The sequence below is a fragment of the Nocardia sp. NPDC024068 genome, assembly GCF_040638875.1.
GTDB lineage: Bacteria > Actinomycetota > Actinomycetes > Mycobacteriales > Mycobacteriaceae > Nocardia.
The window spans coordinates 96,509-123,006 of the sequence record NZ_JBEZYU010000004.1; the positions used below are offsets into that span (position 1 = coordinate 96,509).

28 protein-coding genes are annotated in these 26,498 nt (G+C 69.2%); 17 read left to right on the forward strand and 11 right to left on the reverse strand.

Annotated features, from left to right (window positions below; genetic code table 11):
• Window positions 1-29 precede the first annotated feature (29 nt).
• The 4 genes from AB0F41_RS07650 to AB0F41_RS07665 all read right to left on the reverse strand — a co-directional run bounded on the left by AB0F41_RS07650 (window position 30) and on the right by AB0F41_RS07665 (window position 4,920).
• On the reverse strand, window positions 30-1,724 hold the full coding sequence (locus tag AB0F41_RS07650; RefSeq protein ID WP_357421972.1) for a hypothetical protein: 1,695 nt from the start codon (window positions 1,722-1,724) through the stop codon (window positions 30-32).
• Window positions 1,725-2,057: 333 nt separating this feature from the next.
• Window positions 2,058-3,098 (reverse strand): 4-hydroxy-2-oxovalerate aldolase, encoded by a 1,041-nt coding sequence (gene dmpG, locus AB0F41_RS07655; RefSeq protein ID WP_357421973.1) that lies wholly within the window; start codon window positions 3,096-3,098, stop codon window positions 2,058-2,060.
• A gap of 35 nt (window positions 3,099-3,133) precedes the next feature.
• Window positions 3,134-4,096, reverse strand: a complete 963-nt coding sequence (locus AB0F41_RS07660) for an acetaldehyde dehydrogenase (acetylating) (RefSeq protein ID WP_357421974.1) — start codon at window positions 4,094-4,096, stop codon at window positions 3,134-3,136.
• Window positions 4,093-4,920, reverse strand: a complete 828-nt coding sequence (locus AB0F41_RS07665) for a fumarylacetoacetate hydrolase family protein (protein WP_357422057.1) — start codon at window positions 4,918-4,920, stop codon at window positions 4,093-4,095. Before AB0F41_RS07665 ends, AB0F41_RS07660 begins: the two co-directional genes overlap by 4 nt.
• A 104-nt stretch (window positions 4,921-5,024) precedes the next feature.
• Here AB0F41_RS07665 and AB0F41_RS07670 point away from each other — a divergent pair, with 104 nt between their 5' ends.
• Window positions 5,025-5,819 (forward strand): IclR family transcriptional regulator, encoded by a 795-nt coding sequence (locus AB0F41_RS07670; RefSeq protein ID WP_357421975.1) that lies wholly within the window; start codon window positions 5,025-5,027, stop codon window positions 5,817-5,819.
• A gap of 85 nt (window positions 5,820-5,904) precedes the next feature.
• A complete protein-coding gene (locus tag AB0F41_RS07675; protein WP_357421976.1) occupies window positions 5,905-6,333 on the forward strand; it encodes a pyridoxamine 5'-phosphate oxidase family protein in 429 nt (142 codons plus the stop codon).
• Window positions 6,334-6,418: 85 nt separating this feature from the next.
• Here AB0F41_RS07675 and AB0F41_RS07680 read toward each other — a convergent pair whose 3' ends face one another.
• The 5 genes from AB0F41_RS07680 to AB0F41_RS07700 all read right to left on the reverse strand — a co-directional run bounded on the left by AB0F41_RS07680 (window position 6,419) and on the right by AB0F41_RS07700 (window position 10,757).
• Entirely contained in the window at window positions 6,419-7,225 is an 807-nt protein-coding gene (locus tag AB0F41_RS07680; protein WP_357421977.1) for an ABC transporter permease, read from the reverse strand.
• Entirely contained in the window at window positions 7,222-8,178 is a 957-nt protein-coding gene (locus AB0F41_RS07685; protein ID WP_357421978.1) for an ATP-binding cassette domain-containing protein, read from the reverse strand. Before AB0F41_RS07685 ends, AB0F41_RS07680 begins: the two co-directional genes overlap by 4 nt.
• A 32-nt stretch (window positions 8,179-8,210) precedes the next feature.
• Window positions 8,211-9,053, reverse strand: a complete 843-nt coding sequence (locus AB0F41_RS07690) for a DUF4097 family beta strand repeat-containing protein (protein ID WP_357421979.1) — start codon at window positions 9,051-9,053, stop codon at window positions 8,211-8,213.
• Window positions 9,054-9,129: 76 nt separating this feature from the next.
• The gene (locus AB0F41_RS07695) at window positions 9,130-9,639 is read right to left on the reverse strand and encodes a YlcI/YnfO family protein (protein ID WP_357421980.1); all 510 of its coding nucleotides are present in this window, start codon (window positions 9,637-9,639) and stop codon (window positions 9,130-9,132) included.
• Between the two features lie 161 nt (window positions 9,640-9,800).
• Complete coding sequence (locus tag AB0F41_RS07700; protein ID WP_357421981.1) at window positions 9,801-10,757, reverse strand: LysR family transcriptional regulator; 957 nt, start codon at window positions 10,755-10,757, stop codon at window positions 9,801-9,803.
• A 120-nt stretch (window positions 10,758-10,877) separates the two neighbouring features.
• Between AB0F41_RS07700 and AB0F41_RS07705 the strand changes: the two genes are divergently transcribed.
• The gene (locus AB0F41_RS07705; RefSeq protein ID WP_357421982.1) at window positions 10,878-11,228 is read left to right on the forward strand and encodes a DoxX family protein; all 351 of its coding nucleotides are present in this window, start codon (window positions 10,878-10,880) and stop codon (window positions 11,226-11,228) included.
• Between the two features lie 15 nt (window positions 11,229-11,243).
• Here the strand turns inward: AB0F41_RS07705 and AB0F41_RS07710 are convergent, their stop codons facing one another.
• Entirely contained in the window at window positions 11,244-12,125 is an 882-nt protein-coding gene (locus tag AB0F41_RS07710) for a GntR family transcriptional regulator (RefSeq protein ID WP_357421983.1), read from the reverse strand.
• Between the two features lie 381 nt (window positions 12,126-12,506).
• On the opposite strand from AB0F41_RS07710, the gene AB0F41_RS07715 reads away from it, so the two are divergent.
• The 13 genes from AB0F41_RS07715 to AB0F41_RS07775 all read left to right on the forward strand — a co-directional run bounded on the left by AB0F41_RS07715 (window position 12,507) and on the right by AB0F41_RS07775 (window position 24,294).
• The gene (locus tag AB0F41_RS07715; protein ID WP_357421984.1) at window positions 12,507-13,319 is read left to right on the forward strand and encodes an ABC transporter ATP-binding protein; all 813 of its coding nucleotides are present in this window, start codon (window positions 12,507-12,509) and stop codon (window positions 13,317-13,319) included.
• The gene (locus tag AB0F41_RS07720; protein ID WP_357421985.1) at window positions 13,316-14,077 is read left to right on the forward strand and encodes an ABC transporter permease subunit; all 762 of its coding nucleotides are present in this window, start codon (window positions 13,316-13,318) and stop codon (window positions 14,075-14,077) included. The genes AB0F41_RS07715 and AB0F41_RS07720 overlap by 4 nt, the downstream gene beginning before the upstream one ends.
• The gene (locus AB0F41_RS07725) at window positions 14,074-14,877 is read left to right on the forward strand and encodes an ABC transporter permease subunit (protein ID WP_357421986.1); all 804 of its coding nucleotides are present in this window, start codon (window positions 14,074-14,076) and stop codon (window positions 14,875-14,877) included. The genes AB0F41_RS07720 and AB0F41_RS07725 overlap by 4 nt, the downstream gene beginning before the upstream one ends.
• A 47-nt stretch (window positions 14,878-14,924) precedes the next feature.
• Window positions 14,925-15,983, forward strand: a complete 1,059-nt coding sequence (locus tag AB0F41_RS07730; RefSeq protein ID WP_357421987.1) for an ABC transporter substrate-binding protein — start codon at window positions 14,925-14,927, stop codon at window positions 15,981-15,983.
• 28 nt (window positions 15,984-16,011) lie between these two features.
• On the forward strand, window positions 16,012-17,385 hold the full coding sequence (allB, locus tag AB0F41_RS07735; protein ID WP_357421988.1) for an allantoinase AllB: 1,374 nt from the start codon (window positions 16,012-16,014) through the stop codon (window positions 17,383-17,385).
• Between the two features lie 60 nt (window positions 17,386-17,445).
• Window positions 17,446-18,351: a hypothetical protein gene (locus AB0F41_RS07740; RefSeq protein WP_357421989.1), complete on the forward strand. Its 906-nt coding sequence runs from the start codon at window positions 17,446-17,448 to the stop codon at window positions 18,349-18,351.
• Window positions 18,352-18,392: 41 nt separating this feature from the next.
• Window positions 18,393-19,010 (forward strand): GntR family transcriptional regulator, encoded by a 618-nt coding sequence (locus AB0F41_RS07745; protein WP_357421990.1) that lies wholly within the window; start codon window positions 18,393-18,395, stop codon window positions 19,008-19,010.
• 50 nt (window positions 19,011-19,060) lie between these two features.
• A complete protein-coding gene (locus AB0F41_RS07750; RefSeq protein WP_357421991.1) occupies window positions 19,061-19,462 on the forward strand; it encodes a gamma-glutamylcyclotransferase in 402 nt (133 codons plus the stop codon).
• 2 nt (window positions 19,463-19,464) lie between these two features.
• The gene (locus AB0F41_RS07755) at window positions 19,465-20,523 is read left to right on the forward strand and encodes an acetamidase/formamidase family protein (RefSeq protein WP_357421992.1); all 1,059 of its coding nucleotides are present in this window, start codon (window positions 19,465-19,467) and stop codon (window positions 20,521-20,523) included.
• Window positions 20,492-21,757 (forward strand): amidohydrolase family protein, encoded by a 1,266-nt coding sequence (locus AB0F41_RS07760; RefSeq protein ID WP_357421993.1) that lies wholly within the window; start codon window positions 20,492-20,494, stop codon window positions 21,755-21,757. The genes AB0F41_RS07755 and AB0F41_RS07760 overlap by 32 nt, the downstream gene beginning before the upstream one ends.
• 110 nt (window positions 21,758-21,867) lie before the next feature.
• On the forward strand, window positions 21,868-22,449 hold the full coding sequence (locus AB0F41_RS07765) for a TetR/AcrR family transcriptional regulator (RefSeq protein WP_357421994.1): 582 nt from the start codon (window positions 21,868-21,870) through the stop codon (window positions 22,447-22,449).
• On the forward strand, window positions 22,442-23,644 hold the full coding sequence (locus AB0F41_RS07770; RefSeq protein WP_357421995.1) for an NADH:flavin oxidoreductase: 1,203 nt from the start codon (window positions 22,442-22,444) through the stop codon (window positions 23,642-23,644). The genes AB0F41_RS07765 and AB0F41_RS07770 overlap by 8 nt, the downstream gene beginning before the upstream one ends.
• A 191-nt stretch (window positions 23,645-23,835) precedes the next feature.
• On the forward strand, window positions 23,836-24,294 hold the full coding sequence (locus AB0F41_RS07775; RefSeq protein ID WP_357421996.1) for a hypothetical protein: 459 nt from the start codon (window positions 23,836-23,838) through the stop codon (window positions 24,292-24,294).
• Window positions 24,295-24,383: 89 nt separating this feature from the next.
• On the opposite strand, the gene AB0F41_RS07780 is transcribed toward AB0F41_RS07775, so the two are convergent.
• A complete protein-coding gene (locus tag AB0F41_RS07780; RefSeq protein ID WP_357421997.1) occupies window positions 24,384-25,817 on the reverse strand; it encodes a glutamate decarboxylase in 1,434 nt (477 codons plus the stop codon).
• 239 nt (window positions 25,818-26,056) lie between these two features.
• Between AB0F41_RS07780 and AB0F41_RS07785 the strand changes: the two genes are divergently transcribed.
• Window positions 26,057-26,479 (forward strand): VOC family protein, encoded by a 423-nt coding sequence (locus tag AB0F41_RS07785; RefSeq protein ID WP_357421998.1) that lies wholly within the window; start codon window positions 26,057-26,059, stop codon window positions 26,477-26,479.
• Window positions 26,480-26,498 lie beyond the last annotated feature (19 nt).

Below are 26,498 nucleotides of genomic sequence, written 5' to 3' on the forward strand. Positions count from 1 at the left end.
GCCTCAGTCGGTCTGCGCGACCTCGGCTCTCATCCGTCCCGCGGGACTCCGGCCGGCGATGTCTCCGATTCGCGTTCGCCGGGCGGGAGCTCCGGCGCAGGCCCGGCCGACGCCGTCGGCACTCCGGAACTCACCGAACGGCGTGGCCCGGCAGGGGCCTGCCCGGGAGCCCAGAGGCCCCCGGAATCCGCGCGGGCGGTCATGGCAGCGAGATCGGTCCAGGGTGTGCGACCGGCGGCCACCGCAACCGTCGGGCCGGACGCCGGCGTCGCCGCCGCAGCCACACCACCGGACCATCCGGCCGGTACGTACGACGGAACCGACCAGCCGATGGGCGCGGCCGGATCCGCGCTCGGGACCACGTGCGATACCGCGGCTTCCGGTTCCGGGACCAGCGGTGCGGCGGATTCCGGAGTGGTGGAATCGGTTCCGGTGGGTCGCACCCATGGAGAGGGCGGCGAGCCGGTCGTCCCGGTTCCGGGGACCGGCCACGAGTCCGCCGCACCGGACGCCGTACCGGCTCTCGACGCGAAGTCCGATCCGGGATGTTCCGGGCCGATGCCGGGCGCAGTCCCGGTGGTGGACTCGCCGGTCCAGGACCGGGGCGCGGGCGCGGTGCCGGATGTCGGCGGAACGGGCATCGGCGCGGGTACGGACGGTACGGGCGCGGGCACCGCCGGAGGGGGCGGGTAGGCCGGGGCGGGCGGTAGCGCGGGCCGACCGCCACCCGGGGGATGCTCCCGTTCGTGTTTCGCGCGGTAGTCGTCGAACTCCTCGCGCAACGAGTTCAGTTCCGCCGAGAGGTCGTCGACGTCGGCCGCCACCCGGTCACTCGCGGTCACCGCCTGGCTCAGGATCTCCCGCCCGCGGCGGAACGCTTCGTCGAGCAGATCCAGCGCGTGTACCTGCCCCGACATCCCGTCGGCCGGAGTCTGCGCGGCCCGGGTGTTCACGGTGGCGATCAGCGAACCCACCGCGAGCCGCCCCTCCCGCGAAATCCGTTCCGTTCCCCGGCCGATCAACGCGACGGCGCGCGTGTCCAGTGCGGCGAAACCGGCCATCACGGTGTCCAGGTGCCGCGCCTTCCGGCGGTAGTCGGCGATCCCGCTCGCCGCCACCCCGTCCATTTCCTTCGGCAGTGTCGGCGCCGGGGGCGCCTTCCGGACCCCGGCACCGAAACCGCGCCACACCTCGCACAGGTAACCCGGCAAGCCCAGATAGAGTTCGCCCACGCTGCCGGTGAGACCGGCGGGCATCCGCAGGTTCGACATCTGCGCGGGACAGCCCCCGTTGCCGATATCGGTGGTGGCGATCCGGACGAGTGGCCGCGCCTGCACCGAGACCTCATACCCCCCGAAGGCCCCGCCGAGCGCGGCTACTGGACCACCGCCGTGTTTGTTCCAGGGCAGCAGCGCCTTGGCGGCGACCCGGTCGGCCCGCTGCGCCGCGTTCGCCGGGAGAGCTTTCGTCGCGGCCGAGGCGATCCCGTCTTTCAGCAGTTTCCCACCGAGATTCGTCGCCCACGCACCGCCCGCGGCACCGATACCGGCGACGAGCGCCTCTTCGAACGCGGCGCCCGCGCCCTTGTCGTCGCCCAGGGCTCCGCCGGCGAAAGAACCGACCGCCGAGCCGAGCATCGCCCCAGGGGGCCCGAAGAAGGCCGCGCCCAGCGCCCCGCCGACGAACGCACCGCCATCGGCCCAGGTGAACCCGAAAATGCCCACAATTCACGCTATTTCGGGCATTAGCTCGCCGGAATGATTCCTGACGCGAGCCTAACGGCTCCGGGCTCGGTCTTGACGAATGCCGGAAACAATCAGAGCGACGGCACGGGCAGCACGGCGCGGAGGGCCCATCCGCCCGTCATCGAACTCCTGCGTCCCGCGTTCCAGCAGCCGGCCCACGGCGGATAGCGCGGCCGGTAGCCGATGTGCGCAGGACCGGCGGTACCGGGCGGAATCCGCACCGCCCGAACGCAACCGATCGCCCCGGGAAACGCGAACGGCCGCCGGACCGCGGTCGGTGACCGTGGACCCGGCGGCGAACCGGCGGCAGGATCAGACGGCCTGCTTCTCCCGCTCGGCGACCATCGTCAGCGCGATATCGACGATCATGTCCTCCTGCCCGCCCACCAGACGCCGGCGACCGGCCTCCATCAGCAGGGTGCGGACGTCGATTCCGTAGCGTTCGCTCGCGGCCTCGGCGTGCCGCAGGAAGCTGGAGTAGACGCCCGCGTAGCCGAGGGTCAGCGTCTCCCGGTCCACCCGCACCGGCCGGTCCTGCAGCGGCCGGACCAGATCATCGGCGGCATCCTGCAACTTGAACACATCGCAGCCGTGCTTCCAGCCCAGTATATCGGCGACCGCCACGAACGCCTCGATCGGGGTATTACCCGCGCCCGCACCGTGACCGGCGAGCGAGGCGTCGACGCGGCGCACCCCGTTCTCCACCGCGACCACCGAATTCGCCACCGACAGCGACAGATTCTCGTGGGCGTGGATACCGAGTTCGGTCTCCGGATCGAGCACGTCCCGGTAGGCCAGGATCCGGTCACGGACGCCGTTCATGGTGAGCCGGCCACCGGAATCGGTGACGTACACGCAATGCGCGCCGTAACTCTCCATCAGCTTGGCCTGCGCGGCCAGCTGCGCCGGTTCGGCCATATGGCTCATCATCAGGAATCCCGAGACGTCCATACCGATCTCACGCGCGGTGGCGATGTGCTGGGCGGCGACATCGGCTTCCGTGCAGTGGGTCGCGACCCGCACCGACCGCACCCCGAGCCCCCAGGCCCGCCGCAGATCTTCGGCGGTGCCGACACCGGGCAGCAGCAGGCTGGTGAGCCGGGCGTTCTTCAGATTGGCCGCGGCGGCCTCGAGCCAGGTCCAGTCACTGTGTGAGCCGGGCCCGTAGTTCACCGACCCGCCCGCCAGACCGTCACCGTGCGCGACTTCGATGGCGCCGACGCCCGCGTCGTCGAGCGCGGCCACGATCTTGCCGACGTTCTCCGGAGTGATCCGGTGCCGGATGGCGTGCATACCGTCGCGCAGCGTCACATCCTGGACGAAAACCGACGTCGCCGATTCGGTCGAGGTCATCGTGCGTTCTCCTTGGGTATCGGGCTCTGACGCGCTCACGCGTTCTGCTGGCTGTTCTGCGCGATCCGCTCGGCGACCTGCAGCCCGGCCGAGGTCATGATGTCGAGGTTGCCGGCGTAGGCGGGCAGATAGTGGGCCGCGCCCTCGACCTCGAGGAATACCGAGACCCGGTGGGTCGGGAATTTGTCGTTGTCCTTCGCGAGCAGTGTGTGCACCGGCTGGTCGGACGGGATCTGGTCGATCTGCACTTCCTGCTTGAGCCGGTAACCCGGGACGTAGGCGGCCACATCCTCGACCATTTTCACCACCGAGGCCCTGATCCGGTCGTGCGAATCCTCGTCGGGGGCGTTCACCAGGCAGAAGACGGTATCGCGCATGATCAGCGGCGGCTCCGCCGGATTCAGGATGATCACCGCCTTGCCGCGTTCGGCACCGCCCACGGTTTCGATGGCATGCGAGGTGGTTTCGGTGAACTCGTCGATATTGGCGCGGGTGCCCGGTCCGGCGGACTTGGACGCGATGGACGCCACGATCTCGGCGTAGGCCACCGGTACGACCCGCGAGACAGCGGCCACGATCGGAATGGTCGCCTGGCCGCCGCAGGTCACCATGTTCACGTTCTGCGCGCCGAGGTGTTCCTCGATATTGACCGCGGGCACCACGAACGGCCCGATCGCCGCGGGCGTGAGGTCGATCAGGCGTTTACCCAGCGGGGCGAGCCGGGCATGGTTCTGCTCGTGCGCCTTGGCCGAGGTCGCGTCGAAGATGATCTCGATCTCGTCGAAGTTCGGCAGCGCCACCAGTCCTTCCACACCTTCGTGCGTGGTGGGGACCTTCATGCGGGCGGCACGCGCCAGACCGTCGGACTCCGGGTCGATGCCGACCATCGCGCCCATCTCCAGGAACCGGGAATGCCGCAGCACCTTGATCATCAGATCGGTGCCGATATTGCCGGATCCGATGATCGCGACCTTGGTGCGGGTGTTGTTGTCACTCATTGCGAGACCTCCGAGGCGGTGGTGAAGGAAGCCGAGACCGTCCCGAGGCCGGAGATGGCGGCGGTGACGGCGGCGCCGGGGTGCAGCGGCCGCATCGGGCCGAGCGCACCGGAGAGGATCACCTGCCCGGCTCGCAGCGGCTCACCGAAGGTGCGGGCCTGCTGCGCGAGCCAGGACAGGGCGTTGAGGGGGTCGCCGAGGCAGGCGGCGCCGTTACCGGTGGAGACCTCTTCGCCGTCGATGCGCATACTCATGACGACGTCGATCGGCTCGAAGTCGTCGAGTCTGCGGCGTTCGGTGCCGAGCACGTAGAGCCCACTCGAGGCGTTGTCGGCGACGGTATCGGCGAAGGAGATGTTCCAGTCGGTGATCCGGCTGTCCACGATCTCCAGCGCGGCCACCGCTTCGGATACGGCCGCCCGGCACTGCGCGATATCGAGCGGCCCCTCGGCCAGGTCTTCGCCCAGGATGAACGCGACCTCGGCCTCGGCCTTCGGCTGCAGCAGCCGGTCGATCGGGATCACATCACCGTCGACGTAGGCCATATCGGAGAACAGCACCCCAAAATCGGGCTGGTCCACGCCCAGCTGCTGCTGGACGGCCTGCGAGGTGGCGCCGATCTTACGACCGACCACCGTGACCTCCGGGGTGATCCGGGCGGCGTTGAACCGCTCCTGGATCCGGTAGGCGGTGGCGACATCGTCGGGGCCGATCAAATCCTCGCGCAGCGGCGCACAGGTCCGGCGCGTTTCCGCGGCGGTGATCAGTCGTTGCGCTGCCCGGGTGACGATCGATTCGTCGATTCCGGGCCCGCTGTCACTGATGCTGTCGACAGTGGTGGCCACCGCGACCTCCGTTCTCCTCTTCGTTGGGGGTGTCACCAGTGCACACCCTCGGCAGAGCGCTGACCAGTAAACTGGTCCACTGAATGGACCAACCAGGAGAAGAGGCCGCCATGCCCGAAGACCGGCTCGACGAGCGGTCGGTCCTGGGGCGGGCACTGTTGATCCTGGAGTCGTTCGGCGTCGAGGACGGGGCCGTCGGCCTGTCCGAACTCACCCGCCGCACCGGCCTGCCGAAGGCCACGGTCCACCGGATGTGCCGGGATCTGGTGACGGCGCGGCTGCTGAGCGTGTCGCCGGAGGGGTACCGGCTCGGCCGCGGACTGTTCGAGCTGGGGATGCGGGCGGCCACCGAACGAACGCTGCTGGAGGTCGCCGTGCCGTTCCTCCAGGACCTGTTCACCCGCACCCGCGAAACCGTCCACTTCGGTGTGCGTGACGGCGACGAGGTGGTCTACATCAGCAAGATCGGCGGGCACCGCCAGGCCCGCGCCCCCTCCCGGATCGGCGGCCGGATGCCGCTGTACTGCACAGCGATCGGCAAAGCCCTGCTCGCCTACTCCGGACCCGAGACGGTCGACCGCATCCTCACCGGGCCGCTCGTCCGGCGCACGCCCCGCACCGTGGTCGGCCCCGGTCTGCTGCGCGCGCAACTGGCGCAGGTCGTCGAACGGGGGCTGGCCTACGAATACGAGGAGTCCGCGGTGGGAATCGTCTGCGTGGCCGCCCCGGTCCTCGGCACCGACGACCGTCCCGTCGCGGCGATCTCGGTCACCGGCCCCGCCGGGCGCTTCCATCCCGAGGCGCACGCGGCGTCGGTCCACGCGGCCGCCGCGGGGGTGGCGTCCATCCTGGCCCGGCGCGGCAACATGCCGACCTAGACGAACCGGCCCGGTAGACGAATACACAGGCAGTCGAGCGTCCGATCTATGTCGGGGGTCCGGCCCTGCCGTGTTCAATCGCTTCATGAGTACCGACACCGGTTCGCTGACCGACCAGGACCTGGAATTCCTCCGACGCCCCCTGCACGGTTTCCTGTCCGTGGCCGGAGGCCCGCTCCCGCCGCAACCCCGGCCGGTGTGGTTCGAGGCCACCGCCGCGGGCACCGTCGAACTGTTCACGGGCCCGGATTCGCTCAAGGTGCGCCATCTCCGCCGCGACCCCCGCGCCTCGCTCGTCGTCGCCGCTCCGGTCGGTGAACCCGAGCGCTGGGTGTCGGTCGCCGGCCGCGCCACGGTGGAACCCGACGGCGCCCGGGACCTGTGCGCCCGCCTCGCCGCCCGCTACTGGGACCTCGGCGACCCGGCGCACGCCGACACCCTCGCCGGCATGCTGACCGAGGAATGGGTCCGTTTCGTCATCCACCCGGACACAGTTCTGCGCTACACCCACTGACCTCGGTCGATCCGAACGGCCCACCGCACACACCCGAAAAGCGCGACCCCCGCGGGGGACGCGCTTCACGGCTGGTTACGGGGTGTTACCGCGAGGGGTCACGGTTGAACAGTTTCTTCGACCACAGGTAGCCGCCGAGGGCGGTGACGGCGCACCAGGCCAGTGCGATCCACAGGTTGTTCTCCAGTGGCTCGTCCATCAGCAGCCCGCGCAGGGTTTCGATGATCGGTGTGAACGGCTGGTATTCGGCGAACCAGCGCAGACCGGCCGGCATGGATTCCACCGGGGCGAACCCGAGGAAGGGCAGCAGCAGCAGCGGCATACCGACATTGCTGGCGGATTCGACGGTTTTGCTCGCCTGACCGAGGGCGACGGCCAGCCAGACCAGGGCGAAGGTCACGACCATCAGGAACCCGGCCGTGGCCAGCCATTCCAGCGGGCTCGCGGTGGGGCGGAACCCGACCAGGACCGCCACGCCGAGCACCAGCGCCAGGCTGATCATCGTCTGGATCAGGCTGCCCAGGACGTGTCCGGTGAGTACCGAGACCCGGGCGATATGCATGGTGCGGAACCGGGCGATGATGCCCTCGGTCATATCCATCGCCACCGAGATCGCCGTGCCCTGGACGGCGGCGGTGATGGTCATCAGGAGTATCGCGGGAGCGATGAAATCGACGTACTCGCCGCGGCCGCCGGTCGGCCCGCCGAGGCCGGCGCCCATGGTGCCGCCGAAGACGTAGACGAACAGCAGCAGGAACACGACCGGCATCCCGACCAGCATCACCGTCATCGACGGGTAGGCCAGCATATGTTCGAGATTGCGGCGCAGCATGGTGGCCGAATCGCGCAGCGGATGGAAGCGCGGCGGGGCGGTGGGGGTGATGGTGCTCATCGGGCGGTCACTTTCCGGTCGGAGGGGTTGCCGGTGAGGGCGAGGAAAACGTCGTCGAGGTCGGGGGTGTGCACGGAGAGTTCGTCGACCTCGATCGCCCGTTCGTCGAGCAGGTCGATCACGGTTTTCAACGACCGCATACTGCCGTCGCTGGCGACCCGCAGCGCCATCGCGTCGCCGTCGCGGGTGGCCCGGTCCAGTACGCGCAACGCCTTCTCGAGACCCTGCTGATCAGCGAACCGCAGGCGCATATGACCACCCGGGATTCGGCGCTTCAGCGCATCCGCGGTGCCCTCGGCGACGATGCGGCCGTGGTCGAGAACCGCGATCCGGTCGGCCAATTCGTCGGCTTCCTCCAGGTACTGCGTGGTGAGGAAGATGGTGACTCCTCCGGCGACCAGGTCCCGGACGATCTGCCACATATTGCGGCGGCTGCGCGGATCCAGTCCGGTGGTCGGCTCGTCGAGGAAGATCACCTGCGGGCTGCCGACCAGGGTCATCGCCAGATCGAGACGCCGCCGCATACCACCGGAATACGTCGACGCCGGTTTCTTGGCGGCCTCGACCAGATCGAACTGTTCGAGCAGCTGCGCGGTGCGCTGCCGGGCGTGGTGCCGGGTGAGGTGGTGCAGATCCGCCATCAGCAGCAGGTTCTTCTCCCCGCTGAGCAGGTTGTCCACCGCGGAGAACTGACCGGTGACACCGATCGCGGCGCGGACGGCGTCCGATTCGCCGGCGATATCGTGGCCGGCGACCCGGATATCGCCGCCGTCGGCGTTGATCAGTGTGGACAGGATCTGGACGGTGGTGGTCTTACCGGCGCCGTTCGCGCCGAGCAGGGAGAAGATCGTGCCCTGCGGCACGGTCAGATCGATACCGTCGAGGACGAGTTTGTCTCCGAATGATTTCCGCAATCCGGTCACGGCGATCGCCGGGGACTGTTGGCTGGTCATGGTGTTCCTTTTTCTCGGGACGGGACAGGGCGTCAGGAGCGCTGGACGGTGATATCGCCGAAGGAGGTGCGGCCGCGCACCTCGACGGTCTCGTCGGATTTCTCGGGCCCGGCGGCATCGGTGAGCAGATTTCGCACGGCGCCGAATTTCGTATTCACCGACAGCCAGGCGGCGGTGCCCTCGGCGATACCGATCTCCAGATCGCCCATGGCGGTCTCGATCTCGACCGAGCCGCGGACCACTTCGTCGAGCCGGATACCGCCGTTCGACGATTTCGCGTGGACGTCGGCGCCGGCCCGTTCGATGCGGATATCGCCGTTCGCCGCGCGCACCCGCGCTTCGCCGGTGACCGCGCCGATCACGGTCTCGCCGTTGGAGTTCTTGACCTCCGCGACCCCCCGCACCTCGCCGAGCCGGACCTTGCCGGAACCGGTAGAGATCTCGGCGTCACCGGTGACGGTCTCGGCGGTGACGTGACCGGCCGCGGTCTTGACCCGCAGCGGGCCGGTCCGGTCCAGCCGGACATTACCGGCGGAGGTTTCGAGCCCGCACTGTCCGAGCAGGCCGGTGCCCCGGACATCCCCGGCCTGCAGGTCGGCGGAAACCCGTGAACCGCTGGGCAGTTCGATATCCACATCGACGGCCCGGGATTTGTTGGAGAAGTCGATGCGCCGCCTCGGGCCGGTTACCCGCAGCACCCCGTTCGTGTAGTCGACGCGAACCTGCGATGCGGCCTTCACATCGGAATCGTCGGATTCATCGGTCGGGCGGACCTCGACCACGGTGTCGGTCCGGTCGCTCGCGGCGAGCCGTACGTGCCCGAAGCCGAGCTCGATGGTGACCGAAATCGGTTCCGGGGTGTCGTATTTTGGCATGGGAGTCTCCACATCATGAGAAGGTGAGCCGTTTCCGCAGGTCGGGGAAACGGAGTGAAAGAGTGTGCGGGAGCGGTTAACGCACCCAGCCGGTGAACGCCTGTTTGGCGCCGCGCGGTTCGGGACGCTGTTCGGGTTCGGGTCGCTGCAGGGCGGCGGCGGCCGCCCGGACCAGCCACGCGTTGACCGAACGCCCTTCCCTGGCCGCGGCCTCTTCGATCGCGGCCTTGAGCTGTTCGGGCATACGGACGTTGATCCGCGCGGCGGGGCCTTCCTCGGCGATCAGCGGTTCCCCGTCCGCGACGCCGCCCCCGGCGGCCGTGGTGTCGCCGGCCCGCTCCGCGGGTGGCGCGGTGACGACGAAATCCGGATCACGACCCCGCAGCCGCAGTTCCACCGACCCCGGTGCCAGATCCACGGTGATCTCATCGGCGGCGGCCGCCAGCGTCTCCAGCAAGGTCATCCGGATCGCCGATTCGAGCGAGCCGGACAGCTGCTCGACCAGTGCGCGAGACTCCTCGCCGCTGGTTTCGGCGAGGGTCGCGAACTCTCGTCCGAGGTTGCTCACGTAGCTGGTCAAGTCCATGGCACCACTATGGCACAGTCGATGGCACACAAGCAATCTTTTTGGCATCAAAATGGCACACACATGGCACCATCAGCGGCCCTGAGCTCCTCGATATCGCCCGTTGACGCAGGTAGGGAGGTATTTACGTCCGGCCGAGAATTTTCCGAACCGGGGTGCCATCACTCCGTTTCGGGAGCCGCATTGTCGTCATCGCCGACTGGTATGGGCGGTTCGGGTGCGCCACCGCTGTATCCGATCCGCACGCAGCACCGCACGAACTCGCCCACCACCGCGTTCTCCTCGGCCGCCGGTGTCCAGACCACCCCGACCCGGCTCGGGGCGACCCCGGTGACCGGCCGGTAGACGATGCCGGGCCGGGCATAGAACCGGGCACTCGACTCCGGCGCGAGAGCGATCCCGTATCCGTTGGCGATCGCACTCAGCCATTCGTCGGGCTGGTCGGTGACCGCACCGATCCGCGGCACCCGGCCGGCACGTTCCTCGGTGGCGAGCCAGAAGTCCCGCCAGCCGCCGGTCTCCGTCGGCGCCGCCACGAACGGCTCGTCGAGCAGTTCGGCGAAGTCGACTACCCCCCGGCTCGCGAGTGGATGCGAGGACGCCAGCGCCACCCAGCGCGGTTCACCGAACAGCTCCCGCACCCGTAACTCGTCCGCACCGGGAAACGGCAACCGGAGGATCGCGACATCCACCTCGGCCGCGGCCAGGCCGCCCGTCGGATCTCCCCACGACGCCTGCCGCATCTCCACTCGCCAGCCCGGTTGCCGGCGCGCGAACTCCGCGATGATCCGCGGTGTCGCCTCATTGGCTGCGCTGGCGAGAAAGCCCACCCGCAGCACGCGCGCTTCCCGACCGGCCGCCCGCCGGGTCTCCCGCAGGATCCGGTCCCACCCGGCGAGCAGATCGGGGACTTCCGCGGCCAGTTCCGCACCCGCCGCGGTGAGTGCCATCCCGCTCCGCGACCGGTCGAACAACCGGACACCCAACAGGTTCTCCAATTGCCGGATCTGTTTGGTCAGCGACGGCTGCGAAACATAGAGACGTTCCGCGGCCCGGGTGAGGTTGCCCTCCGCCGCGACCGCGGCGAAATAGCGCAGCAACCGGGTGTCGACATCCATTCCCCCAGGTTATGGATGCAGGTATTGGCGGGCGGGCACCGGGCCGCGAAGAGTGGATTCCGTACCCGCGGGCCCGGCATTCCGCGCCCGCGCACCGACCAGTTCGAGAGAAGCCCGCCGATGCACACCACCTATCTCGTCGTCACGATCGCCGCCATCGCGGCCAATGCCGGTATGGCCGTCGCCGACTTCGCCCGGGCGGATTTCGTACTCGCCAATTCGGCCGAAGTGGGTGTGCCGCGGAGCTGGATCCCGTGGCTCGCGACCCTCAAGATGGCGGGCGCGATCGGGCTGCTGCTCGGACTCCTCGGTATGCGGGAACTGGGCGTCGCCGCGGGCGCGGGCCTGGTGTTGTTCTTCGCGGGGGCGCTCGTCGCCCACCTGCGCGCCCGCGTGTTCTACAACCTCGCATTCCCGGGCGCCTACTTCGCGTCGGCCGTGGCCGCCACCGCCTTCGCCGCGGCACAGTGACTTCGGCCGGCGCGGCTACCCCCGCGGACGCGGCGCCATCACCACCGCCAGACCGTCGAGCAGCCGTTCCAGCCCGAACGCGAACAACGATTCCAGCTCCACAACCGCCGGGGCCGACTCCGTGAGCCGGTCGATCAGCGGTCCTTCCGCACCGGGTTCGCTGGTGCCCCACCGACGATCGGCCGACTCCGGATCCGGTGGGGCGGTCGCCTCGGTTTCGATATCGATCGCGATACCACGCACAAAGTTCACCAGGGTGGCGTAGATATGCCGCCGAGTGCCGGGATCGACGACCGAATCGTCGAAGGCGCGCATCGTCCACGTTTCGTACGCGGCCATCGCCGGCAGGGTGGCCGGGCGGGTGAGGGAGACCAGCCGCGGCAGCCACGGATGACGCCGGTATGCCTCCCATTGCAGCCGCGCGGCCACGCCCAGATGCGAGCGCCGATCCGGTGGTGGGTCCGGATAGTCGATCTCCGCGAACGCGGCGTCCGCGATCAACCGGGTGAGGTCGGAATCGGCCCCGAGATGCCGGTGCAGGGTCATCGTGGCGACACCCAGTTCGGTGGCGACGCTGTGCAGCGACAGTGCCGCGAGACCGCCGGTATCGGCGATATCCACCGCCACCCTGATGACGCGTTCGCGATCCGGTCCCGCATCCGTGCGCGACGGCAGCCGCCGGGACGCGACCGCGGCGCGGACCCGGGCGGCGGAGTCGATCGCGCCGGCCTGCGTCAGCGCTGCCAGGGCCGCGGTCGCGGCGGCCATGGCGACACCGAATTCGCGCACGATCGCCCGGGTGGTGGGAACGGGATCACCCGGCCGCAACTCCCCGGCGGCGATACGCCGTTCGATCTCGGCGACGATCCGGAGGTACGGCGGTGGAGCCTCGGTCACCTGGTAATGGTGCCACGGGCCGGCGGCCGGGGGAACCGTGTTCGGCACAGACCGAACGGTATCGGGCCGGAAGCCGGGTTCCGCGCAGCGATTGCGCGGGGTCGCGGCGGTATCACCGTGAGGGCCATGTCGCCCGGCAGGAAGCGCCGCGGCGGGCGTCGCCCGATAGCGCGATCGGTGACGGCCCGGTGCGCGGCGGACGGGTTGTGGGCCCGGCCGGAATCCCGAGCGCGTGGGTGATTTCCGCGGAAGCCGGTGAGCGGAATGTAATCCAGTCGTGTCAGCACTTCACGGGGGCGAAACGTGGCCTCCGTAATTTCTGTATCCGAGCTTGGATCCAAACTCGGATACAAGACGGAGTGCTTCATACGAGGAGAACCTATGGTCTCGCCTACCGCACCCGGCATCCATATCGGCGGTCTCACCAAGACATTCAAGGCCGGCCGCAAGGAAGTGACCGCACTCGACGGCGTGGACATCCAATCCGGCGAAGGGGAATTCGTCACCCTGCTCGGGCCCTCGGGATGCGGTAAGAGCACGGTGCTGCGCATCCTGGCCGGACTGGAACCGCAGAGCTCCGGGGTCGCCCTGGTCCACGGCGAGACCCCGCGCGAAATGCGCCGCCACGACCACCTCGGTATCGCGTTCCAGGACGCGGCCCTGCTCCCGTGGCGGTCGGTGCGCACCAATATCCGGCTGCCGCTGGAAGTCTCCCGGAAACGGGTCGACGACGACGCCATCGATGCCCTCATCGACCTCGTGGGCCTCACCGGCTTCGAGACCGCCCGCCCGGCGCAACTGTCCGGCGGGATGCGGCAGCGGGTGGCGATCGCCCGCGCCCTGGTGGTGGAACCGCGGGTACTGCTGCTGGACGAACCGTTCGGCGCCCTCGACGATATGACCCGCCAGAACCTCAACGTGGAACTGCTGCGGATCTGGACCGAACGCCCCGCGACGACCCTGATGGTGACCCACGGGATCTCCGAAGCCGTATTCCTGTCCGACACGGTGGTGGTGATGAGTCCGCGGCCGGGGCGGGTCCAGAAGGTGGTCGATATCGATCTCCCCCGCCCCCGCACTCCGGAAATGATGCGGACCAGCGCGTTTCACGAATACGTGGATCTGCTCTCCGCCGTTCTGTTCGGCGCCCGGGAGAGCGGGGCCGCACCTGTCGCGGCCGGGGTGAACGCATGAGCAATCGGAGATACCTGGCGGTCGCGGGGACGCTGATCGTTCTCGCCGCCTGGCAGGTCGCCGGAACCACCGGAATCCTGGGTCCGGCGATCGCACCGCCGTCGGCGATTCTCGGCGGTCTGATGGAGGACGGACTCGCCTTCTACAACCTGCACCTGCCCGTAACCCTCGCCTCGGCGGCCGCGGGCTTCTTCTGGGGCAACCTGGCGGCGATCGGCTGCGCGGCCCTGGTGCTCACGGTGCCCGCGGTGGAGAAACTGGTGCTGCAGATGGGTATCGCCTCGGCCTGTATCCCGCTGATCGCCATCGCGCCGATCCTCGCGGCCTGCTTCAACGGCCCGGTGACCTCGGCGATCATGGCCGCGGTCTCGGTCTTCTTCACCACCCTGGTCGGCACGCTCAACGGGTTGCGCCACGCCGACCCCGTCTGCGCCGATCTGGTCCGCGCCTACGGCGGCGGCCGGTATCTGGTGCTGCGCAAGGTCCAGTTGCTCTACGCGCTGCCGAATATCCTCACCGCTCTGAAGATCGCGGTACCCGCGGCGCTGCTGGGCACGGTGATCGGCGAATTCATGGGCCAGGAACGCGGACTCGGCGCCGCCCTGGTGGTCGCGCAGCAATCCAGCGATGTGGTGCGCACCTGGGGCATCACCCTGGTGTGCAGCGTGCTGGCCGGCGGCGTCTTCCTCCTCGTCGCGGCGGTGGAGCGTTTCGCCACCCCATGGGCCGCCGGAACCGAATCGGAGGCCCGGGCATGAATACGCTCCTCGTCGATCGTCTCGCCCGCAGCGCCGGTCGCACCCTGCTCACCTTCGCCGGCGCGGTCGTCGCCATCGTGGTCGTCTGGACCGTATTCCTGCGCACGGTGAATGTGAGCCCGTTCGTCGCGAAATCCCCCGGCGACGTCATCGGCTACCTGCTCACCGCGCCGGAGGCCGCGGCGAACCGGTCCGCCATCGCGGCGGATCTGACCCGGACCCTCGCCGATGCCGCCTACGGGTACGTATTCGGACTCGGTCTGGCGGCCGCCGTCGCGCTGCTGTTCTACTTCTCCCGGACCGTCGAGGCCATGTTCACCCCGGCGCTGACCGCGATGCACGCGATCCCGATGGTGACCGTCACCCCGATCCTGGTGCTGATCTTCGGCCGGGGCGCCTTCGCCACCGCGGTGATCGGCGCGGCGGTGGTCGTGGTGCCGGCGCTGCTCACGATGCTGCACGGTATCCGGGCGACCCCGCGCACCGATCTCGACATGATCACCGCGTTCGGCGCCTCGCCCCTGACCGCGTTCCGCAAGGTCTCGCTACCGCACGCGATCCCGACCTGGTTCGCGGCCGCGCGGGTCGCGGTGACCACCTCGGTCGTCGGCGCGCTGCTGGCCGAATGGCTGGCGACCGGTGAAGGCCTCGGCGGCCAGATGCTGCGGGCCGCCAACGAATTCCAGTTCGACCGGCTGTGGGCCTCGGTGGTGGTCCTCACCCTGGTCTGCGTCGTGATCTACCAGGTCGTGGCCATCGTCGAGGAACTCGTCGCCACCCGCATGAGTGCTCCCCGCTGAGCGTTCCCGCCCGACCGTCCCCGCCCGCACAACAACCCGGAGCACCCATGTCTGCACAATTCGACCGCCGCAAATTCCTCACCCGGAGCCTGGCCGCCGGTGGCCTCGCCCTGGCCGGTTCGGCCGCGCTCACGGCCTGCGTATCGGGCGGCTCGGCCGCCACCGGCTCCGGCGACGGGTTCGGCGTCGCTTCCCAGCGTCTCGCGTGGATCAAGAACACCCAGTTCGCCGGTAGCTATTTCGCCGACCGCAACGGCTACTACCGGGAGGCCGGGTTCACCGGTTCGGATCTGGTGTCGGGTGGGCCGACCGCACCGCCCATCGAATCCGATGTCCTCACCCGCACCTTCGCCGGTGTCACGCAGGTGCCGATCGTGGGGTCGGCGGTCGCCAAGGGCGCGCCCCTGAAGATCGTCGGCGCGGTGTACCAGCGGTACGCGGGCTGCATCATGTCGATGGGCGCGACACCGATCGACAGCCCGGAAGACCTCTACGGCAAGACCATCGGCTGCGCGTCGTCCAGCGAACCGGTGTGGCGCACCTATATGGCCGCGCTGGGACTCGACCAGTCCCGGATCAACACGGTCCCGGTCCAGGGCGACCCCATCGGTATGACGGCCGGCGAGATCGACGGCTACCTCGGCTTCATCAACAGCCAGGTCGTGGACCTGCGGCACAAGGGGTTCGATATCCATGCCAGGCTGCTCGCCGATATGGGTTTCCCGCTGGTGGGCCAGACCTACATCACCACCCAGGACAATATCGACAACCACCGCGACAAGCTGAAGGCGTTCCTGAAGGCCGAGATCCGCGGCTGGAAGGATGTGCTCGCCGATCCGAAGCTGGCCGCCGATATCACCGTCGACGAGTACGGCCGCACCCTCGACCTGGACCGCGCCGCCACCCTCGACTGCTGTCTCGCGGGCAACGAACTCATCCGCAACGGCACCGCCGGGCAGCAGATCGTCGCGATCTCCGACGAGGACGCCGCCGCCAATATCGCCTCGATCGCGGCGGGCGGCCTGAAACTGTCGGTCGGGGACCTCTTCGAACTCGGGCCCATCCGCGAGGTGTACGCCGAGAACCCCGACCTCGCTCTGTCCTGACCCCCGCAGCTCTCCGAAAGGCCAGTTCATGCCCGCATCCAGTACTCCGGACTATGTGGTCACCGGCGCCACCGTGGTCTCCCACGACGGCCGCCACCGGCACGATATCGCCGTCGCGGACGGCAAGGTGCTCGCCGTGGGGGACGGTCTCGCCGCCGACGGTGTCCCGACGCTCGACGCGACCGGCCTGCTGGTCCTGCCGGGTCTCGTGGATATGCACGTTCACCTGCGCGAACCCGGGATGACGGAAAAGGAGGACTTCGCCAGCGGTACGCGCGCCGCGGCCGCCGGCGGGGTGACCACCGTCGTCGATATGCCGAACACCAAACCGCCCGTCGCCACGGCCGAACGGTACCGGGACAAGCTGGAACTGGTGCGCGGCAAGGCGTATGTCGACTTCGGGCTCTACGGCATGCTCGACCACGACAACGCCGAGGAGATCGCCGGGATGGCCGAACTGGGCGCCATGGGTTTCAAACTCTTCATGGGCCAGACCACCGGCGACAACCGCTGCCCCAACGACGCGGCGATCTTCCGCGGGCTGGAGGCGGCGGCCGCCGCCGATCTGGTGGTCGGCGTACACGCCGAGAACGACCATCTGCTCCGTATGTTCGGTGACCGGCTGCGCGAATCGGGCCGTAAGGACCCCCGCGCCCATCTGGAGGGCCGGCCCGCGTTCGTCGAGGTGGAGGCGGTCACCCGGATCATCACCATGGCCACCGAGGCCGGGACGAAACTGCATATCCACCATCTGTCGACGGCGGCGGGCCTGAACCGGGTCCGGGATCTGCGGGCGCAGGGGCACCGGGTGACGATCGAGACCCTGGTCGCGCACCTGTTCCTGGACGATTCGGCCTACGACGACTACGGCAATCTGATCAAACTGAATCCGCCGATCCGCCCCGCCGCCGATGTGGAGGCACTGTGGGCGGGCATCGCCCGCGGCGATGTGGACATCATCGCCACCGACCACGCCCCGCATACCGCCGAGGAACAGGCCGAACCGGATGTCTGGCAGGCCTACGGCGGCTTCATCGGCGTGGAAACCATGCTCCCGCTGCTGCTCACCGCGGCGGCCCGGGGCCGGCTCACCATCGAGGATATCGTGCGACTGTGCTGCTACCGGCCCGCGCAGCGCTGGTCCATCGCGTCCAAAGGGCAGCTGGCGCCGGGATTCGACGCCGATTTCGTGCTCGTCGATCCCACCGTCGAATCCACCCTCGACGCGGCCGGACTGCATTCGAAACATACGGTGACGCCCTACCACGGCTGGCCGCTGACCGGATCGGTGCTCGCGACCTACCTGCGCGGACAACTGGTCTACGAAAAGGGTGACATCATCGGGGAACCCGCCGGCCGCCAGGTGATGCCGGCCCGCCGGCCCGCCACCGCGGCGTCCTGAGTGTCGCGATATCCGTTGGCCCGGAACAGCACGGTTCATGAACAGCACAAGGGAGAAGTCGTGACCGAGACACAGGTATCTCTGCTCGACTCCGGCGGCGACGGCGCCGTCACGATGCGCAACGCGGTGGCGCGCTGCCTGGACGAGGTCCGCCGGCTGGGTGTCCCGGGCGCGGCGGCCACCGAGACCTGCGGCGGTTCGCTCGCGGTGATCGCCGGGATCGGCACCACCGCGCCGCACGCGCTGCGCGGAACACTACTGCTCGACGCGCTCACGGCCCAGGATGTCGAAGTGGCCGACGCCCTGCCGTTCGCCGATCCGGATGCCCTGGCCGCCGATGGTTCCTGGGATCTGGCGCTGGTACTGAGCCCGTGGAAACAGCGGGTGGCCGACCGGCTGGAATCCTTGACCGAATCGGCGACCCGCACCGGCGTCGTGGATACCGTGGTGCGTGGCGCCGGAACGACGGCCGGGGTCAACACCAACAGCTGGGCGGCGCAGGCGGCGATGGAGACGGTTCTGGGCGGGCGGGCGCCGGCGAGCGTCCTGGTCCTGGGTGCGGGCGGCTCTTCGAACTCGGTCGCGCTGGCCTGCCGCCGGGCCTGGCCCGCCACCCGGCTCGTGGGCAGCGCCCGCGATCCCGAGGCGCTGGCCGGCTGGGCGCGGCGCTTCGAGGCCGAGCAGGTGGCGCCCGCGGAGTTGAAAGCGCTGTGCGCCGAGGAGATTCCGGCGCTGATCGTCAACACCACCACCTGGGGTGAGACCGATGATTCCGAGACCCGGCCCTTCGCCTTCGATTTCGCCGAGCTCACCGCACCCGGCAACTGCTACTTCGATCTGAACAACCGGGTGTCGGCGCTCCAGACCGCGGCATTGCGGGCGGGGATGAACGTGATGTCGGGGACCTTCATGCAGCGGGTCACCAACGCCTGCCGGGCGGCGCTGCTGAGCGCGGGCCCGCGGTGAACCCCCCGCCCGGTACGGGACTCACCCACCCGCGGGAACAGATGAGCGTCCGCGAACAGGTGTACCGGTTCCTGCGCCAGCAGATCACCACCGGGAAGTACGCCGGCGGGATCCGGCTGACCGAGGAACAGATCGCCGAGGAACTCGGCGTCAGCCGGACCCCGATCCGGGAGGCGCTGCAACGGCTCACCAGTGAAGGGCTGGTCGAGCGAGTGCGGCGGGGACAGCTCGTGGTGGTGGAATTCGACGCCGCCGCCCGAGCCGAACTGCACGAACTCCGCATCGCCTTCGACACCGTCGCGGCCAAGATGCTCACCGCCAAAACCGATTCCGTCGATTGGTCCGCGCTGTACGCGCTGCTGGATCCGCTCGGCGCCGCGCTCAACGAATACGGTGTGACCTCGCCGCAGTATTCGATGGCCCATCTCGACTTCCACATGGCCATCAACCGGGCCGCGTTCACGCCGGTCACCTCGTCGTTCCTGCAACGCCAGGCGTTCCTCTACCCCACCGACGACTACGTCCAGCAGCCTGGACACGAACCGGTATCCCAGCACCGGACCCTGCTCGACGACCTCTCCAGCGGCGATCTCGAACGCGCCACCACGGCCGCCCGGATCCACGCGCTGCGCGGACCCGGCAACACCACCCTCACCTAGTCACGTCGGTCCGCGCATCCGCGCCGCGACGCCGCAAAAGGAGCTTCATCATGTCCGACGACGCCGTCCTCATGTTCGTCAACGGCCAGGCCATGCGTGGCGGGTCGCTCAACGACGCCCTCGCCTCGGCCCGGTATCTGGGCGCGGTGCGTACCGCGCCCAGATACCGGTTCTTCTCCTTCGACGATGTATTCCCCGGTCTCGCAAGGGTTTCCGAAGGCGGCTGGCAGGTGCCCGGCGAGATCTACCGGGTGTCCTACGCCGATCTGCGCGATAACCTGCTGCCCCGCGAACCCGCCGAACTGGAACTCTCGGTGATCGAGTTGGAGGACGGCCGCGGCTCGCTGAGCATGGTGTGCCGCCACCTGCCCGGACCGGGCGATCCGGCCCGCGAGATCACCGCGCCCGGCGGCTGGCGCGAACACCGCGCGATCCTCGCCGACCACACGTAGCGATGGATATCCTGACCGCCGGCAGGGACCCCGGCACCGCGGATCACTATCTGTACTGCACCCCGGACACCGTGCGCTGGGGATCGCTGCCCGTACCGGGCACCCCGGCGGTGCTGGCGGTGGACAGCGGGCAGACCGTCACCTTCGACACGGTCTCCCAAGAGGGGCTGATGGAGGATCAGGGGCGCGACCCGGTCGCCTATTTCGGCCAGTTCGGCGTGGACCGGCGGCAGGTGCTGCCGGAAGCGGTGGCGCTGGCGGAGTCCGGGCTGCACCGCGAGGAGAAACCGAAGGGCCCGCATATCGTGCTCGGGCCGGTGCGGGTGCGCGGCGCCGGCCCGGGCGACTGGCTGCGGGTGGATTTCCTCGACCTCGCGCCGCGCGTCCCGTACGGAATCATCTCCAGCCGGCACGGGCGCGGCGCCCTGCCCGATTCACTGCCCCGGAATACCGAGGGCGACCCCGCGCCGGTGGTCAGCAAATTCTGCGCACTGGACGGCTCCCGCGCGGTGTTCGGGTTCGACGGCGGCCGTGCGCGTATCGATATCCGCCCGTTCCTGGGACTGTGCGGGGTGACCCCCGCCGGTGACGAGGCGCTGAGCACCATCCCGCCGGGCCCCTTCGGGGGCAATATCGACCTGCGCGACATCGTGGTGGGCAGCTCACTGTTCCTGCCGGTGCAGGTCGAGGGCGCCGGTTTCTTTCTGGGCGATCCGCATTTCGCGCAGGGCAACGGTGAGATCGCGCTGACCGCGCTGGAGGGGTCGCTGCGGGTGACCGCGCGTCTGACGGTGGTACCGGTGATCGCCGGCGCGCCCGCCGGATGGCCGTTCGCCGAGACCGAGGAGCACTGGATCCTGCTCGGGATGCACGAAAGCCTCGATATCGCCATGCGCGACTGCGCCCGCTCGAGTGTCGCGTTCCTCGCCGCCAGAACGGGTATGTCGCCGACCGAGGCGTATCTCTACCTCAGCGCGGCCGGGGATTTCTCGGTCACCCAGGTGGTCGACATCGTGAAGGGAGTGCACTGTGCCATCCGCAAACGGGATTTCGCGGCCTGATTTCCGCCGCGCCGACGGACGTCCGGTGCGGGCATTGCGCAACGCCGGCACCACCGACGGCCGGACCGTGGACGTTCATCTGCGCGACGACCTCGTCCACGCGGTGGTCCCCGCCGACGGTGCGCCCGCCGGGGAACTCGACCTGGACCTCACCGGGTATCTGCTGCTCGCGGCGCCCGCCGATCCGCATATCCACCTGGACAAGGCGCTGTCCTTCGACGAGATCCGCCCGCCGCTGGGCGATCTCGGCGCCGCGATCGCCGCCTGGGAGGACTACGGCCCCCGGCTGACCGTCGACAATATCGCCGACCGCGCCCGCCGGGCCGCCCTGCGGGCACTGTCCTACGGCACCACCGCCCTCCGCTCTCATGTGAACCTGCTACCCGGCCCGGATCCGCTGCGCGGGGTGCGCGCACTGCTGCGGGTGCGCGCGGAGCTGGCGGCCGTGATGGATATCCAGCTGGTGGCCCTGGCCCCGTTCACGGTGCCCGACGAGGCCATCCACGAGGCACTCGACCTCGGCATCGATCTCCTCGGCGGCCATCCCCACCACACTCCCGATCCGGAGGGGAACCTGCGCAAGCTGCTGCGGATCGCGGCGGACCACGGGGTCGGTGTGGATATCCACACCGACGAACAGCTCGACCCCGGCATGCTCACCCTCGAACAGCTCGCGCACGCGGTGCGCGACCGGCCCGCCTCCACCCCGGTGACCGCGAGCCACTGTGTGAGCCTCGGTATGACACGCCCCGATGTGCAGGCCCGGGTGATCGCCGCGGTGGCCGCCGCGCGGATCGGCGTGGTCACCCTGCCCATCACCAATCTCTATCTCCAGGGTCGCGACCACCTCGCGGGCAAACCCCGCGGCCTCACCGCCGTCCGCGCGTTGCTCGACGCCGGGGTGCCGCTGGGCGCGGGCGCGGACAACGTCCAGGACCCGTTCAATCCGGTGGGCAGCGGCGATGCCCTGGAAACCGCCATGCTGCTGGTGACGGCCGGACATCTCACACCGCAGGAGTCCTACACGGCGGTCACCGCCGGCGCCCGCGAGATCATGGGCCTACCGCCCGCGGGACCACGGCCCGGCGCCCGCGCCGACCTGCTGGCGATCCGGGCCTCGAGCCTGCGGGAGGCCATCGCCTCCGCCCCTCCCGACCGCTACGTGGTCTGCCGGGGCCGGCTGGTCGCCGCAGGTAGATCGGAGCGCTCGGCCGTCACCGCACTCGCCGACTGAGCCGGCGGGCCGCACCATGTATCGGCGGCCCGCCCGCACCGACAGAATTCGATCAATCAGTATTTCAATCACTGATTGAAATATGCCCGGCGTGGTGGTTCACTACGTCCATGACCCAGAAAGTCTCGGCCGGCACCCGGGAGCGGCTGCTGGCCGCCGCCGAACGGCTCCTGCTCACCGAGCGGTACGACGATGTCTCGGTCCGCGGTATCTGTGCGGCGGCCGGGGCTAACCCGGCGGCGGTGCACTACCACTTCGGTTCCAAGGAAGCCCTGGTCGCGGCCCTGCTGGAGGATCGCCTCGGCGCCCTCTGGGCCGACCGGCTCGCCGAGGTCACCGCCGATCCCCGGCCCGTGCACCGGATCGTGGACGCGGTTCTCGAACCGTTCACCGAACTGACGGCCGACCCACTCGGACGCCTGCACCTGCGCCTGCTCGCCCAGTGCGTGCTCGGCCGGCAGGTGGGGCCGTGGCAGCAGCAGTGGTTCCGGATCGATTCGTGGTCCGGCCTGCTGCCCGGTATCGGCGAGAAAGAGAGCGGGCGACGCTGGATGCTCGCCTTCGACCTGATCATCACCCGGTTCGGCGGCGCGGCCGTCGATGACCGGCCCGTGACCCCGCGGGCCGTCGCCACGCTGCGCGATTTCGTGGTGGCCGGATTGACCGCTCCGACAGGAGAGACCGATGACTGATGTATTCGCCCCGGCCACACTGGGACCGCTCACCCTGCGAAACCGCGTGATCAAGGCCGCGACCTTCGAGGGCCGCACTCCCGACGCGCTGGTCACCGACGACCTGATCGAATTCCACCGCGAGGTCGCGGCGGGCGGGGTCGCGATGACGACCGTCGCCTACTGCGCCGTGGCACCGGGCGGCCGCACCGACCGGCACCAGATCTGGATGCGCCCCGAGGCGGTGCCCGGACTACGCCGCCTCACCGACGCCGTCCACGCCGAGGGCGCCGCGGCCAGTGCGCAGATCGGGCACGCGGGGCCGGTCGCGAATTCGGCGTCCAACCGGCTCCCGGCCCTGGCGCCGAGCCGGTTCTTCAGCCCACTCGGGATGAGCCCGATGAAGGTGCCCGACCAGGCCGGGATCGATGAACTGGTCACCGCCCACGCGGATGCGGCACAGCTGGCGATCGAGGCCGGATTCGACGCCGTGGAAATCCATTTCGGCCACAACTACCTGGTGAGTTCGTTCTTGAGCCCACTGCTCAACCGGCGCAAGGACCGCTACGGCGGCTCCCTGGAGAATCGGGCCCGGCTCGCCCGCGATATCGCGCGGGCGGTGCGCGAGGCGGTGGGCGAACGAATCGCGGTCACCGCGAAACTGAATATGGAGGACGGCGTCCGCGGCGGTTTCACGCTGCCGGAATCACTGCAGGTGGCGTCCTGGCTGGAAGCCGACGACGCCCTCGACGCCCTCGAACTCACCGCGGGCAGTTCGCTGCTGAATCCGATGCTGCTGTTCCACGGCGCCGCACCGCGCCGCGAGTTCGCGAAAACACTGCCCGGCCCGGCGCGCTGGGGGTTCCGGATGATCGGCCGTGCCTTCCTGCGCGAATACCCGTACGAGAAGGCCTATCTGCTCGAACGCGCGCGCCAGTTCCGGCGGGAACTCGCGATGCCGCTGGTGCTGCTCGGCGGTATCACCGACCGCGAATCGATGGATCTGGCGATGGCCGAGGGATTCGAGTTCGTGGCCATGGGCCGGGCGCTGCTGCGGGAACCGGATCTGCTGCACCGCATCCGGGCCGATGCGAACACGGAGTCCGCCTGCGTGCACTGCAACGAATGTATGCCGACCATCTACAGCCGGACCCGCTGCGTGCTGCGGCTGGACCCGCCGGCCCCGGCGCCGGGCCGGACTGCCGGGACGGAGTAGTTCGCCGCACCCGGCCCCGAACCGGGTGCGGGACAACGGTCCTCGAATACCGGTGATTCTTCCCAATTAACGGACACCTATTGAATGCGCCGTTGATTAACGGTACGGTTCAGTCATTGCCATCGCACTCCAGAGTGCGTCGACTCCGACCGATACCGTGCCGCCACGGCGGCACCGACCGAGGACCGAATATGCATCGCACCCCGCAGACCCGCCGGCTCATCGTCCGGATCGCGGCCACCGCCGCGATCGCCCTGGCCCCCCTGGCGATCACCGCCGCCCCCGCACTCGCCGAGGCGCCCGCCCCGAACGGAGTGGTCCTCGCCGAGGCGCCCGCGCCCGCTCCGAACGGAGTGGTCGAGGATGTCAGCCGCCCGGGTCGCCACGGCCACAACGGATTCGGTCGTCACGACCGCGGATGGGGCCGGCACGACCGCGGCCAGCACAGCTGGAACGGCTGGTTCGACGACGGCGTCGACTGGGATCGCGGCCACCGCAACCGCAACCGGCACGGCTGGAACCAGGGCTGGAACAACGGCTGGAACGACCACGGCTGGAACCACGGCCGCGGCTGGAACCGGGGCTGGAACCAGGGCCACGGCCTGCCGCTGCCCCGGATCTACCTCCCGGGCACCGGCAGCGCCTTCTGACCGCTGAATAACGGCTCATCATCCAGGTAAATCTCTATCGCGTGGGTACCGCGCGATAGGACGGGAGGTACCGGCCCGGGCTCGGCCGGTCATCTCGCGGCCGGGCCGGCACCCTGAACGTGGGTGTCGGCCCCGTGCGAGAAGGAGGCGGCTTCGGGACCGCGCTGCGGCGCCTGCTGTGCCCGCAGCCGTGGCAGCGCCCGCTCCAGGGCCTCGATCAGCAGATCGGCCAGATCGTGGCTGAATCCGTTACGGACCACGATGCGCAGCACCGCGAGATCCTCCCGATCGGCCGGGAAGGTGTAGGCCGGGACGAGCCAGCCCTGTTCCCGCAGCGCCGCCGAGACATCGAACACCGAATACCCGGTTTCCTCCGGCGCGAGCGTGAAGGCGAAAACCGGTAACTGCCGTCCGTCGGTGAGCAACCGGAACGGCCCCAGGGCCGCGATCCGGTCCGCCAAGGCCGCCGCGACCTCCCGGCAATATCCCTGCACCCGCTCGTATCCACGATGCCCGAGCCGCAGGAAGGTGTAGTACTGCGCCACCACCTGTGCGCCCGGCCGGGAGAAGTTGAGGGCGAAGGTCGGCATCTGGCCACCCAGATAGTTCACCCGGAACACCAGCTCGTCGGGTAGTGCCGCACTGTCGCGCCACAGCACCCACCCCACCCCGGGATAGATCAATCCGTACTTGTGGCCCGAGGTGTTGATCGAGGCAACGCGCGGCAGCCGGAAATCCCATTCCAGTCCGGGATCGCAGAAGGGCGCGAACATCGCGCCGGACGCCCCGTCGACGTGCACCGGGATATCCCAGCCCTGCTCGGCGTGCACCCGATCCAGGGCGGCGCAGATCTCGGCGACGGGCTCGTAACTGCCGTCGAAGGTCGACCCCAGAATCGCCACCACCCCGATGGTGTTCTCGTCACACCGGGCCACCGCCTCCTCGGCGGTGAGGTGGAACCGGTCCCCCGACATCGGCACCAACCGGGCCTCGACATCCCAGTACTCGGCGAACTTCTCCCAGCACACCTGCACATTGGCGCCCATCACCATATTCGGCCGTTCGATCGGCTGCCCGGCGGCCCGGCGCCGCTGCTGCCAGCGCCGTTTCAGTGACAGCCCGGCCAGCATGCACGCCTCACTGGACCCCGTGGTCGAACACCCGACGGCATGGTCCGGGTCCTCCGCGTTCCAGAGATCGGCCAGGATCCGCACACAGCGCTGCTCGAGTTCGGCGGTGCGCGGGTACTCGTCCTTGTCGATCATGTTCTTGTCGAAACACTCGCTCATCAGTACCCGCGCGGCCGGCTCCATCCAGGTGGTGACGAAGGTCGCCAGATTGAGCCGCGCGTTACCGTCGAGCAGCAGTTCGTCGTGCACCACCTGGTAGGCGGTATCGCTGTCCAGTTCACCGGCCGGCAGCCGGTTGCGCGGTATTTCGAGCGGTTCCCGGGTGAAGACCGGGTTCACGGTGATCTCGTCGCGGCGCCGTGACGGCTCGTGCGCGGGGTGGGTCAATGCCATGGAAACCTCCACAAGCATCGGGCGGGCCTCGTCACCCGGAGGGCGGCGCTGGACCCTCCGAGTATTCACCCGGCACCGGACGACCTGCCGCAGGACTCGCGCGCGGATCTGCCCCGAATCGCGCGGATCGGGGATACGCTCGGCCGGTCAGTCCATGCGACGGCCGCCGTCCCCTCCGACGGCGGCAGGTGTTCCGTCCGTCCCGACATCCCGGCACAACGTCAGAGGAGCTGATCCAGGTGAAGTCGGTCAACCCGTACCTGATGTTCAACGGCAACGCCGAAGAGGCGTTCACCTTCTACAAATCCGTGTTCGGCGGTGAACTGCAGGTGGTCCGGTTCGCCGATATGAGTGAGGCCGCGAACCTGCCCGAGGAAGCGAAGAACCTGGTCGCGCATGTATCGCTGCCGCTCAACGGCACCGATCAGATCCTGATGGGCTCGGACTGCCCGCCCGGGCAGGCCGTCGACGTGTCGGCGCGCCCGAACTTCAATGTCTGCCTCGAAGTCAGCGACAAGGACGAGGCCGAACGCGTCTTCGAAGCCCTCGCGGTGGGCGGCAATGTGGATATGCATCTCGCCAAAACCGAATGGACGGAACTGTTCGGCATGTTGACCGACCGGTTCTCCATTCCGTGGATGTTCGACTACGGCGCGCAATAGACATGCCTCCCGGACTCCT